Origin of the sequence: Streptomyces sp. W16, from assembly GCF_033194735.1 — a bacterium.
GTDB lineage: Bacteria > Actinomycetota > Actinomycetes > Streptomycetales > Streptomycetaceae > Streptomyces.
On record NZ_JAWOAI010000312.1, the window covers coordinates 1 to 11917 of the forward strand.

Below are 11917 nucleotides of genomic sequence, written 5' to 3' on the forward strand. Positions count from 1 at the left end.
GGCGCGCAGCAGTCGGCGGCTGGTCATCGAGCGGACGCTGCGGTCGGCGTCCACGTCGACCCGGTTGTGGCAGCTGAGCCGGGTCAGGCTGTCGTCCCAGCGGGTGTCCAGCGCGGCGAGGGTGGCGGTCAGGTCGCGGTGGTCCGACCAGACCCGGGCCAGATCCGGGTGGTCGCCGACCGGCTGCAGCCAGCGGCCTCGTGGCCGGGGCGGGCCGAGCAGTCCGGCGAGCGCGCCGGGCGGCAGCCGTAGGACGTCCTCCAGTACGGTCAGCGCCGCCAACGACCGTTGTCGTTCGGGCTGGTAGCGCCCGGACTGCCAGGAGCTGAGCGTCGCCGACGCCACCGGCGTACCGCGTCGCAGCAGCCGGTCCTGGATCCGGTCCAGGCTCAGCCCGCTGGCCGCGATGGCCGCGCGCAGCGCCTCGTGGAACGGCATCGTCTCGGATCTGGAAGTCACGTACTCCAGCTCAGGTCAGAGCCGCTGCGGGGCGGAAGAGCGTTGCCCCGAAGTTTGGTCAGTCTTTCCCGGCGATGGATCAATCTTGAATGAACCTGTCAGATTTCCCGGGTGTTGCCGCGCCAATTCCCGCAAGACTGAACGCACTTGTCCGTCTTGCCATGCGCATGAAGCCTCGCGGAAGCTGCTGTTCACTGCCGTCACGGCAGTCCCCCCACCCCCTCGAATGACGGAGAGTCATGTCCCCGAGATCTTCCGCCGGGTTCGTTCTCGTCACCGCCGCCGCCCTCACCGCGGCCCTCGCCACTCCCGCGCTCGCCGCCGCGCCGAGCGCCGCAGCGCACACCCCCGCCCAGCTCACCCAGGCCATAGCGAGCCACGAGAGTCACACCCTGCACGGGCTCGCGAAGCCCGGCAAGGTCAACGCCACCGTCTCGTCCACCAACTGGTCCGGCTATGCGGCCACCGGCTCGACCGGCGCCTACACCTCGGTGACCTCGGCCTGGACCCAGCCGACCGTCACCTGCTCCTCGGCCACCACGTACTCGTCCTTCTGGGTCGGCCTCGACGGCTACAGCAACTCCGCGCTGGAGCAGACCGGTACGGAAGCCGACTGCATCGGCGGCAAGGCCACCTACGGCGCCTGGTGGGAGGTGCTGCCCGCCTCCGAGAGCGCCTACTCCGGTGTCACCGTCAAGGGCGGCGACAAGTTCACCGCGACCGTGACCTACACCGGCTCCACCTTCACCATGACCCTCGCCGACTCCACCGAGGGCTGGACCAAGACCACCACGCACGCGGGCTCGTCCGGCTTCAAGAACGCCTCCGCCGAGGTCATCGCCGAGGCCCCCGAGGTCGGCGGCTCGGTCGCGAGCCTCGCCAACTTCGGCACCGTGACCTTCACCGGCGCCAAGGCCAACGGCAGCAACCTGGACACCTACTCGCCGAACGAGATCGTCATGACGAAGAGCAGCAGCTCCGCCGTACGGGCCCAGCCGGGCTCGATCTCCGGCGGCAGCTTCGCCGACGTCTGGAAGGCCAGCTGACACCTGCGGCGCACCGCTTCGGGGCTGTCGACGGATCGCCGTCGGCAGCCTCGGCCGTTGCGGCAGCAAGGGCAAACCGGCTCGGTCAAAAGGGGGTGCGGCATCCCCGGCGCACCCCTGGCGCCCTTCTTCGATTGCCCCGGTTCAGGCCGACATCAGCAGCCGTCCGCGCCTGGCGTAGGCCAGGGCCTCGGGCGTGAGCACCGGACGCGGGACGACGATGCCGCAGTCCGTGCAGACCGGGCCCGAGGAGGGTTCGTGGGCCAGGTCGTACTTCCACTGGAGGCGCTCCCCGGCGCACACCGGGCACACGGAACCCGGTTCGCGCTCCAGGGCGGCGATCAGCCGTCGCAGCACCTCGGCCAGTGGCTCATGGGGGTGGAGACGGGGGTCGTCGCACCAGGCGACACCGAAGCCGCCCCAGGTCAGCCGGTGCCAGTCGTCCACGCTGCCCGGGCGGCGCAGCCCGTCGTGCTTCTCCTTCTTGCGTCGCTCGGCGAACCCGGCCTCGTAGGCGAGCCAGACCTTGCGCGCTTCCTCCAACTCGTCCAGTGCGGCCACGAGCCGCGCCGGGTCGGGGGAGCGGTCCTCGGGTCCGAACCCGGCCCGGGAGCTCAAGTGGTCCCAGGTCGCCCTGTGCCCATAAGGGGCGAACCGCTCAAGGCACTTGCGCAGCGAGTAGCGCCGCAGCGCCAGATCGCACCGATGGTCTCGCACCTGTCTCGCCAGACTCCGGAAACCGGCCATCGCCCTGCACCTCCGTCACACCTGCACCTGTACTTCGGTCACCTCGGCGTCGTCGTACGGACGTCGCCGAATAGACGTATCGACAAGCGATTTGGCTCCATCCAATTTCCGATGCCCCCCATAAGCAGCTCGTGCTCGTCCAAAACTTGACGCATGTTCATCTTCAATCCCGGGGATACCGGCGGTAACGTCCGGCAACACCCTCGTCGGTAGGAGCTGCCATGCCACGGCGCACCCCGCGTAACTTGCTCGACAGACTGAGAACTCCCGGCAGATTCCCCGGGTTCCTGAAGGCCGCATCCGTATGCGCCCTCATTGCCGCCCTTTTGTCTCCTCTTGCCCAGGGGACCGCGGTAGCGGCGACCGCCTCGAACGACTACTGCGGCGGCCAGTGCTCGGACATCCTCCCGGCCGGCGAGAACGGCAACGCGACCCTCGCCCAGATCCTCCTCAACCAGGCCTTCGGAGTGGAGCCCGCACACGCCGAGGACCAGCTCGGCCCCTACGCCAACCTGGCCACGGGCGCCTCCACGCTGACCGACGCGAAGATCAACACCTTCTTCAACGACGCGTCGTTCGGGGTCGCTTCCGACCAGGTCGCCTCGACCGAGAGTCCGAGCGGTCGCACCGATGTGACGATCGTCCGCGACAAGGCGACCGGTGTGCCGCACATCACAGGCACCACGCGCTACGGCACCGAGTACGGCGCCGGTTACGCGGCGGCCGAGGACCGGCTGTGGCTGATGGACGTCTTCCGGCACGTCGGACGCGGCCAGCTCACCACCTTCGCGGGCGGCGTCGCCGCCAACCAGGGCCTTGAGCAGGAGTTCTACCGCAACGCCCCGTACACCGAGGCCGAGCTGCAGTCCCAGATCGACAACGCCGTCGCCAACAACGGCGCCCGCGGCCAGCAGGCCCTCGCCGACGCCAACGCCTATCTGGCCGGCATCAACGCCTACATCGACGCCTCGGACAGCGGCCGTTACTTCCCCGGCGAGTACGTCCTCACCGGACACAAGGACTCGATCACCAACGCCGGCACGATCGACCACTTCAAGATCACCGACCTGGTCGCGCTGGCCTCCGTCATCGGCACGCTCTTCGGCTCCGGCGGTGGCGGCGAGGTCAACAACGCCATCTCGCTGCTCGCCGCCCAGGAGAAGTACGGCGTGGAGCAGGGCACCAAGGTCTGGGAGTCCTTCCGCGAACGCAACGACCCCGAGGCCGTGCTCACCGTCCACAACGGCGAGAGCTTCCCCTACGGCACCAAGCCCACCACCGCCCAGGGCGAGGCCCTGCCAGACGCCGGTTCGGTGACGACCGAGCCACTTGTCTACGACGCCACGGGCACCGGCGCCGACCAGAGCGCCGACGCCGCCTCCGCCGCGGCGACCGCGACCGCCCTCAGCTCCGCCAAGCGCGGGATGTCCAACGCCCTTGTGGTGAGCGGCAAATACACCGCGAGCGGCCACCCGATCGCCGTCTTCGGACCCCAAACCGGCTACTTCGCACCGCAGTTGCTCATGCTCCAGGAGATCCAGGGCCCGGGCATCAGCGCCCGCGGCGCCTCCTTCGCTGGCCTGAGCATGTACGTCGAACTCGGCCGCGGCCAGGACTACTCGTGGTCCGCCACGACCTCCGGCCAGGACATCATCGACACCTACGCCGTCGAACTCTGCCAGGACGACTACCACTACCTGTTCCACGGCACCTGCACGGCCATGGAGGAGATCGAGCAGAAGAACGCCTGGAAGCCCACCACGGCCGACGGCACCGCGGCCGGGTCGTACACCATGCGGGTGTGGAAGACCGAGTACGGACCCGTCGAGTACCGGGCGACCGTCGGCGGGAAGAAGGTCGCCTACACCACCCTGCGCTCCTCCTACATGCACGAGGCCGACTCGATCATCGGCTTCCAGATGCTCAACGACCCCGACTACGTGAAGAGTCCGCAGACCTTCCAGTCGGCCGTGCAGCACATCAACTACACGTTCAACTGGTTCTACGCCGACTCCCAGCACACCGCGTACTACAACAGCGGCAACAACCCGGTGCGGGCCAGCGGCGTCGACACCGAGTTCCCGGTCTGGGCCCAGGCCGCCTACGACTGGCAGAACTGGGACCCCACCACCAACACCTCCGACTACACCCCGGCCTCCGCGCACCCCAACTCCATCGACCAGGACTACTACATCTCCTGGAACAACAAACAGGCCCTCAACTACACGACCGCGAGCTGGGGTGACGGGTCCGTCCACCGGGGCAATCTCCTCGACGACCGGGTGAAGAAACTCGTCGCGGCCGGCGGGATCACCAGATCCTCGCTGGTGAAGGCGATGTCCGACGCCTCGCTCACCGACCTGCGCGCCGAGGACGTCCTGCCCGACATGCTGAAGGTGATCAACAGCAGTACGGTCACCGACACCACCGCCGCCGCGGCCGTCACCAAGCTGCAGACCTGGCTCACCGCCGGCGGCAAACGCACCGAGACCTCGGCAGGCTCCAAGACCTACGCCAACGCCGACGCCATCCGGATCCTGGACGCCTGGTGGCCCGCACTGGTGAAGGCCGAGTTCCAACCCGGCCTCGGTGACACCCTGTACACCGCGCTCACCAACAACCTGTACATCGACGAGACCCCGTCGGCCGCCCACGGCCCGACCGGGTCGCATGCCGGAAGCTCCTTCCAGTACGGCTGGTGGAGCTATGTCGACAAGGACCTCCGGTCGGTGCTCGGGCAGACCGTGTCCGGTCCGCTGGCCCAGCAGTACTGCGGCGGCGGCAGCCTCACCGCCTGCCGGGACATCCTCATCAGCACGCTGAAGACGGCGGCCGGCGCCACCGCGGCCACGGTCTACCCCGGGGACTCCCTGTGCTCGGCGGGCGACCAGTGGTGCGCCGACTCGATCGTCCAGCGCACCCTGGGCGGCATCAAGCACTACAACATCAGTTGGCAGAACCGGCCCACCTTCCAGCAAGTGGTGGAGTACACGTCACACCGGTGACGCCTGAGCGGCGGTGGGCCGGCCGATCCGGCCCGCCGCCAGCACCACCCGGGCCAGCTCCGGGTGCACGATGTCGCTGTGCGCCCCGTTCGGGGCGCCACCGTGACACACCACCGCACAGGCGTCGACGTTCACACAACCCGACGTGGGCAGCGGCGAGTCGAGGGCCTCCGCCAGGCTCAGCGAGTGGGTGCCGGGCACCGCCCGCACCCCGTCGTGGCCCATCGCGCCCCATTTGTCGCCCAGCACCCGGTCGATCTCGAACGCGGCGAACGAGCAGTCGTCGTCCGCCATCCGCGAGGCCAGCGGATAGATCGTGCCGAGCGCCGAGTCGAAGTGCGAGTAGCAGCACACCAGCGGACCGTCGACCCGGTTCTGCTGCCCCTGCAGCACACCCCCGGTGCGCGCGTCGTCCGGCAGCCGGGACGCGAACGCGTAGTGCGAGAAGGCCCCTTGGAGCAGCGTCACCGACTTGACCGAGTGCACCCCCTCGGGCAGACCCCGTAGCGCGAACGACACCAGGCGCCCGCCGAAACTGTGCCCCACGAGATGCACCCGCACCTCCGGCGCCACCCCCGCGAGCCGCCCGACCACCGGACCTAGCCCCCGCTCGCCGACCGTGCCCGCCCGCCGCTTCATCGCGTAGTACGCCGCCTGCCGCAGCAGCTCCCGCGCCCCCTTCCACGGGTTCGGCAGCGTGAACTCCGCGGTGGCGCCCGGTGGTTGAGGTGACGCCAGATGCTCCAGAGCCTGCGCGAACTGGTCGCAGACCTCGGCCGTGCGGCCGACGGCGAGCATCCGCGGCTCGCACTGCGGAACCCCCTCCGCCAGCGTGTCCGCGCCGAACTGCGCCTGCGGCCCGGGCGGCACCACCTCCACGAGCGTCCGCACCAGCCGCCCGAACTCCTCCAACTCGGCACCCTGGGCAGGCTGTTGGTCCAGCATCCGGGCGATCTGGTCGATCAGCGTCGCGTTGCCGGGAAAGGCGTCCAGGAGCGCGTGCCGGGTGGCGTCGTCGAGCGCCGGAGCCTCGGTCGGCCCGGTCGCGGCCACGGTCGATCGCGGGAAGTCGGGGATCGGCTGGTCCGGGAACTCCATCGATGGCCAGATCACGCCCACGTACCCGATCCGGGCCTTCGGCGCGAGCTTCGGAATTGGCGCGAAGAAGCGGCTGTAGAGCCGGGTCGCGCCGGCGCGTTGGCTGTTCCACCCGTGCGAGAAGACGATCAGGTCACCGACCCCGCGCTGCCGCACCTCGCGCAGCAGTCGATCACATTCCCCCTGGTCGACGTCTCCGTCGGCGTCTAAGGTCAACTCCCAGTAAGGGCTCACACTCATCGCCGGATCCGCCATGACCAGCCTCCTCGTCCCCCGTAGTGGCTCGATGTGGCGCATCGTCCCGCTACCGGTGAAGATTGGCCATACGTCGCGAGTCACTTGTAGAGGAGGTATTCAGTTCGAATCCCCCGGAACACCCTCAACTCCTCCTGCCACCCCGCCACCACCTCGTCGGTGCCCGCGCCCGCGTCGATCGCCGTACGCACCCGCGCCGACCCGGTGAGCCTGTCGATCCAGTGGTCCGAGCGCCAACCGAAGCCGCTCCAGACCTTCTTGGCGGTCACCAGCAGCGCGATCCCGGTGCGCACGGGGTTGAACGCGGCCCGGTCGTGCACATGGATCTGCACCCCGCCGACGGTCCTGCCCTGGAACTTGGAGAACGTCGGCGCGAAGTACGCCTCCCTGAAGTGCACACCGGGCAGCCCGAGTTGATTCACCGCCGCCGCCCAACGGCCGTCGACGCCCTCCGCGCCCAGCAGCTCGAAGGGGCGGGTGGTGCCGCGCCCCTCGGACAGGTTCGTCCCCTCGAAGAGACACGTCCCCGAGTACACGAGAGCAGTGTCCGGCGTCGGCATGTTGGGGCTCGGCGGCACCCAGGGCAGCGACCAGGCGCCGTAGAACTCCGACCGCTTCCAACCCGTCATCAGTACGGTCGCCAGCGGCACGGGTGCGGTGAGGAACTCCCCGTTGAACAACCGCGCCAGCTCGGCGACCGTCATCCCGTGCGCCTGCGCGATCGGCTGCCGGCCGACGAAGGTCGCGAACTCCCGGTGCAGGACCGGGCCTTGGGCCGACCTCCCCGTCACCGGGTTCGGGCGGTCGAGCACCACGAAGCGCTTGCCGGCGAGCTGGGCCGCCTCCATGCAGTCGTACAGGGTCCAGATGTACGTGTAGAAACGGGCGCCGACGTCCTGGATGTCGAAGACGACGGTGTCGACGCCGGAGGTCGTGAAGATGTCAGCGAGTGGCCGGCCGCTCTTCAAGTACGTGTCGTAGACCGGGAGTCCGGTCGCCGGGTCGGTGTAGCGGCCCTCGGAGCCGCCTGCCTGTGCGGTGCCCCGGAAGCCGTGCTCGGGGCCGAAGACCGCGACGAGGTTCACGTGGGGGCTGGTGTGCATGACGTCGACGATGTGGCGGGCGTCTCTTGTGATGCCGGTGGGGTTGGTGACGATCCCGATGCGTCGGCCGTTGAGCTGGGCGTAGTCGTATGCGGCGAGTTGTTCGAAGCCGGTGCGTAGTTTTTTGCGGGGCTTGGTGGTTGCTGGGGTGAGGGTTGCCGCCGGGGTTGCTGCCAGGAGGGTTCTTCTGGTGAGGGGCATGTCGGCACGGTAGGGGCTGCCGCGGGTCGTTCGTCGGGTGCGACTCGGTCGTGGTTGCTCGCGCCGTTCCCCGCGCCCCTATCGGGGCGCCTGCCCTTCCGGTGTTACATACCGACCGGTTAGTCTGGCCGTGCAGTGGAGCCGCAGTCGAAGGAGACCGATGGTGGAAGCCGTTCAGGGTGCCGGGGTAGTCGTCACGGGGGCTGGGGGTGGCATCGGGGCTGCGCTCGCGCGGCGGTTCGCTGCCGAAGGGGCCCGGGTCGTCGTCAATGACCTGGACGGTGATCGTGCGAAAGCCGTCGCCGACGAGATCGGTGGGATCGCCGTGCCGGGGGATGCCTCCGCTGTCGTCGGTGAGGCCCGGGACGCTCTCGGCGGGACCGTCGACATCTACTGCGCCAACGCCGGGCTCGGCTCCGGTGGGTCGGAAGCCGCCGGTGAGCAGGTCTGGGCGCAGGCCTGGGACGTCAATGTGATGGCTCATGTGCGAGCCGCGGAGGCCCTGATTCCGGGGTGGCTGGAGCGGGGCGGCGGGCGGTTCGTGTCCACCGTGTCGGCCGCGGGGCTGCTCACCATGATCGGGGCCGCGCCCTACAGCGTCACCAAGCACGGCGCGTACGCCTTCGCCGAGTGGCTGTCGCTGACGTACCGGCACCGGGGGATCAAGGTCCACGCCATCTGCCCCCAGGGCGTCCGCACCGACATGCTGGCCGCCACCGGCAGCGCGGGCGACCTGGTGCTTCAGCCGACCGCGATCGAGCCCGATGCCGTGGTGGACGCGCTGATGAAGGGGATCGAGGAGGAGCGCTTCCTGATCCTGCCGCACCCCGAGGTCGCCGGGTACTACCAGGTCAGGGCCACCGAACCGGATCGCTGGCTGACCACCATGAACCACATCCAGCAGAAGTGGGAGGCCGGAGAGTGACCGGCTCCCGCTACGCCGCCCGACCCTGGCTCGGCTTGCTCAACGAGGCCCAGCGCGGGCCCGTCAGCCCCGACGACTCGCTGGTGCACGCCCTGCGGCGGGTTGTCGCCGAGGCGCCCGACCGCACCTTCCTCACCTACTTCGACGGGCGGCTCAGCTACCGCGAGGTCGACGAGCTGAGTGACTCCGTCGCCGGGTATCTGGCCTCGCGGGGTCTTGAGCACGGTGACCGGGTCGCCGTCCTGTTGCAGAACTCGCCGCACTTCGTGCTCGCCCTGCTCGGTGCCTGGAAGGCCGGCGCGATCGTCGTGCCGGTCAACCCGATGTACAAGTCGGGGGAGGTCACCCATGTCCTGCGGGACGGTGAGGTGGCCGCGCTGATCTGTACCGACCGGGCCTGGGAGTCGTATCTGCGCGAGACAGCCGCTGCGGTTGAGAAGAGCGAGTCTCCCGTGCGGATCGTGCTCACCGCGTGCGAGTTGGATTTCCAAACCCGCGACGACGCGCGCGTGCTCACCTTCGAGCGGCTCCCGCAGGCCGCCGACGCCGAGGATCTGGTGGCCGTCGCCAAGGAGGGCCACAAGGCACCCGAAGTCCCCGCCCCGACCCCCTCCGACATCGCGCTGATCAGCTACACCTCGGGCACCAGCGGTACCCCCAAGGGCGCCACCAACACCCACGGCAACATCCTCTACAACGCCGAGCGGCAGCGTACCGGGCTCGGACTGCCGGACGCGCCCGTCTATTTCGCGCTGGCGCCGCTCTTCCACATCACCGGGATGGTGTGCCAGCTCGGTGCCTCGCTCGTCAGCGGGGGCTCGCTGGTGCTGGCGTACCGCTTCGAGGGCGGGGTCGTGCTCGACGCGTTCGCCGAGCACAAGCCGCACTACACGGTCGGCCCGTCCACCGCCTTCATGGCGCTCGCCGCGCACCCGGCCGTCACCCGCGAGCACTTCGCGTCCTTCCAGAACATCTCCTCCGGCGGCGCGCCGGTACCGCCCGCTCTGGTGGAGAAGTTCCGGGCCGGCTTCGGGCCCTACATCCGCAACGGCTACGGCCTCACCGAGTGCACCGCGCCCTGCGCCTCCGTGCCGCCCCAGCTGGAGGCGCCCGTCGACCCGGCGTCCGGGACGCTGGCCGTGGGCGTGCCGGGGCCCGACACCGTCGTACGGATCGTCGACGACCAGGGCGACGAGGTGCCCTTCGGCGAGCAGGGCGAGATCGTCGTACGCGGGCCGCAGGTCGTGCCCGGGTACTGGCGGCGCCCCGACGCCACCGCCGAGACCTTCCCGGACGGCGAACTGCGCACCGGAGACATCGGGTTCATGGACCCGCAGGGCTGGCTGTACGTCGTCGACCGCAAGAAGGACATGATCAACGCGTCCGGCTTCAAGGTGTGGCCGCGCGAGGTCGAGGACGTGCTCTACACCCACCCGGCGGTGCGCGAGGCGGCCGTCGTCGGCGTGCCCGACGGGTACCGCGGCGAGACCGTGAAGGCGTACATCAGTCTCCGCCCGGGCGCCGAAACCGACCCCGATGAACTCGCCGTCTACTGCAAGGAGAGACTGGCCGCCTACAAATACCCGCGCCAGGTCGAGATCCTGCCCGAGCTGCCGAAGACGGCAAGTGGGAAGATCCTCCGGCGGGAACTGCGTTCCCGGTCGCACGACAGCGAGTGAACACCTAGGAAAGGCAGGTGGCGGCAGTGCCCAGGACGACCGACGGAGACGGGGCTCCCGTCCCGCAGCGGCTCCTCGCCGCCGCCACCCGGCTCTTTGCCGAGCAGGGTTACGACCGCACCTCGGTGCAGGAGATCGTCGAGGCGGCGGGCGTCACCAAGGGGGCGCTCTACCACTACTTCGGCTCCAAGGACGACCTCCTGCACGAGGTGTACGCGCGCGTGCTGCGCGTTCAGCAGGAGCGCCTGGAGGTGTTCGCGACCGCCGACGAGCCGATCGAGAAGCGGCTGCGGGCCGCTGCGGCGGACGTCGTCGTGACGACTATCGACAACCTCGACGACGCGTCGATCTTCTTCCGGTCCATGCACCATCTCAGCCCGGAGAAGAACAAGCAGGTCCGCGCCGAGCGCCGGCGCTACCACGAGCGCTTCCGCGGGCTCGTCGAGGAGGGCCAGCGCGAGGGCGTCTTCTCCACGGCGACCCCGGCCGACCTCGTCGTGGACTACCACTTCGGCTCGGTCCACCACCTGTCGACCTGGTACCGCCCCGGCGGCCCCCTCAGCCCCCAGGAAGTCGCCGACCACCTCGCGGATCTGCTGATGCGGGCGCTACGGCCGTAATACGCCCTCACGCGTCCGGAGGTCGGGCGAGCCCCGCCTCCCGCGCCCAGGCCACCGCCCCCGCGCGGTCCGCGACGCCCAGTTTGGCCAGGACCGCCGACATGTGGTTGCTGACCGTCTTGGGGGAGAGGCCCAGCCGGGTGGCCACCGTCGAGTTGGGCTGGCCGTCGGCAATCAGGGCGAGTACGTCCCGTTCGCGCGGGGTGAGCGTCGGGCACGGGTCGGGCCGGTCGGGCGGTCTGCTGAGCTGTCCGAGCACGCGGCGGGCGACACCGGGGCCGAAGATGGCCTCACCGGCGGCCACCGCGCGGATCGCGCGGACGATCTCGTCCTGGCCCGCGCCCTTGAGGACATAGCCCAGGGCGCCCGCCCGCATCGCCGCGAACACCGAGTCGTCCTCCTCGACCATGGTGAGCATCAGCACGGCCACCCGGGGAGCCACCCGGCCGATCTCCCGGGTCGCCTCGATGCCGTTCAGATCGGGCATCCGGATGTCCATCACCACCACGTGCGGACGCAGGGTCACCGCCGCCCGCACCGCCTCCCGCCCGCTCGCGGCGACCCCGACGACCCGCACCCGCGAGGTCCCGTCGCGCACGGACTCCAGCAGCGCGGCCAGCCCGGTCCTGACCACGGGATGATCGTCGGCGAGTACCACCCGCAGCGCGTCGGCGTCCTCCTCGTCGCCGGGTTCCCGTCCCGTCACAGCGCCCCTCCCAGCGGCAGCGTCGCCACCACCCGCCCCCGCCCCGCCACGCACCGGCCGCCCAGCTCAGCCG

At 69.8% G+C, this 11917-nt stretch carries 9 protein-coding genes and 1 pseudogene; 5 read left to right on the forward strand and 5 right to left on the reverse strand.

The window, feature by feature from the left end; genetic code table 11:
• Nucleotides 1-459, reverse strand: a pseudogene (locus R6V09_RS32990) (hypothetical protein); the annotation flags it as partial.
• A 239-nt stretch (nt 460-698) separates the two neighbouring features.
• On the opposite strand from R6V09_RS32990, the gene R6V09_RS32995 reads away from it, so the two are divergent.
• Nucleotides 699-1505: a G1 family glutamic endopeptidase gene (locus tag R6V09_RS32995; RefSeq protein ID WP_317885127.1), complete on the forward strand. Its 807-nt coding sequence runs from the start codon at nt 699-701 to the stop codon at nt 1503-1505.
• A gap of 144 nt (nt 1506-1649) precedes the next feature.
• On the opposite strand, the gene R6V09_RS33000 is transcribed toward R6V09_RS32995, so the two are convergent.
• Nucleotides 1650-2252: a hypothetical protein gene (locus R6V09_RS33000; RefSeq protein WP_317885128.1), complete on the reverse strand. Its 603-nt coding sequence runs from the start codon at nt 2250-2252 to the stop codon at nt 1650-1652.
• 221 nt (nt 2253-2473) lie between these two features.
• On the opposite strand from R6V09_RS33000, the gene R6V09_RS33005 reads away from it, so the two are divergent.
• A complete protein-coding gene (locus R6V09_RS33005; protein ID WP_317885129.1) occupies nt 2474-5257 on the forward strand; it encodes a penicillin acylase family protein in 2784 nt (927 codons plus the stop codon).
• Here the strand turns inward: R6V09_RS33005 and R6V09_RS33010 are convergent.
• Complete coding sequence (locus R6V09_RS33010; protein ID WP_317885130.1) at nt 5246-6610, reverse strand: serine-threonine protein kinase; 1365 nt, start codon at nt 6608-6610, stop codon at nt 5246-5248. The genes R6V09_RS33005 and R6V09_RS33010 overlap by 12 nt on opposite strands.
• Nucleotides 6611-6690: 80 nt before the next feature.
• Nucleotides 6691-7914, reverse strand: coding sequence for an exo-beta-N-acetylmuramidase NamZ family protein (locus R6V09_RS33015; protein WP_317885131.1), 1224 nt, complete (start codon nt 7912-7914; stop codon nt 6691-6693).
• A 160-nt stretch (nt 7915-8074) separates the two neighbouring features.
• Between R6V09_RS33015 and R6V09_RS33020 the strand changes: the two genes are divergently transcribed.
• The 3 genes from R6V09_RS33020 to R6V09_RS33030 are packed head-to-tail and all read left to right on the forward strand — an operon-like array spanning nt 8075 to nt 11138.
• Entirely contained in the window at nt 8075-8839 is a 765-nt protein-coding gene (locus tag R6V09_RS33020; RefSeq protein ID WP_317885132.1) for an SDR family oxidoreductase, read from the forward strand.
• Nucleotides 8836-10518: a class I adenylate-forming enzyme family protein gene (locus R6V09_RS33025; protein WP_317885133.1), complete on the forward strand. Its 1683-nt coding sequence runs from the start codon at nt 8836-8838 to the stop codon at nt 10516-10518. The genes R6V09_RS33020 and R6V09_RS33025 overlap by 4 nt, the downstream gene beginning before the upstream one ends.
• 26 nt (nt 10519-10544) lie before the next feature.
• Nucleotides 10545-11138, forward strand: a complete 594-nt coding sequence (locus R6V09_RS33030; protein WP_317885134.1) for a TetR/AcrR family transcriptional regulator — start codon at nt 10545-10547, stop codon at nt 11136-11138.
• A gap of 7 nt (nt 11139-11145) precedes the next feature.
• On the opposite strand, the gene R6V09_RS33035 is transcribed toward R6V09_RS33030, so the two are convergent.
• Nucleotides 11146-11844, reverse strand: coding sequence for a response regulator transcription factor (locus tag R6V09_RS33035; protein WP_317885135.1), 699 nt, complete (start codon nt 11842-11844; stop codon nt 11146-11148).
• Nucleotides 11845-11917 lie beyond the last annotated feature (73 nt).

What these genes read in the sequence shown, in the direction of transcription:
- R6V09_RS32995 (WP_317885127.1), top strand. Translation starts at nt 699, where the DNA reads ATGTCCCCGAGATCTTCCGCCGGGTTCGTTCTCGTCACCGCCGCCGCC.
- R6V09_RS33000 (WP_317885128.1), bottom strand. Translation starts at nt 2,252, where the DNA reads ATGGCCGGTTTCCGGAGTCTGGCGAGACAGGTGCGAGACCATCGGTGC.
- R6V09_RS33005 (WP_317885129.1), top strand. Translation starts at nt 2,474, where the DNA reads ATGCCACGGCGCACCCCGCGTAACTTGCTCGACAGACTGAGAACTCCC.
- R6V09_RS33010 (WP_317885130.1), bottom strand. Translation starts at nt 6,610, where the DNA reads ATGGCGGATCCGGCGATGAGTGTGAGCCCTTACTGGGAGTTGACCTTA.
- R6V09_RS33015 (WP_317885131.1), bottom strand. Translation starts at nt 7,914, where the DNA reads ATGCCCCTCACCAGAAGAACCCTCCTGGCAGCAACCCCGGCGGCAACC.
- R6V09_RS33020 (WP_317885132.1), top strand. Translation starts at nt 8,075, where the DNA reads ATGGTGGAAGCCGTTCAGGGTGCCGGGGTAGTCGTCACGGGGGCTGGG.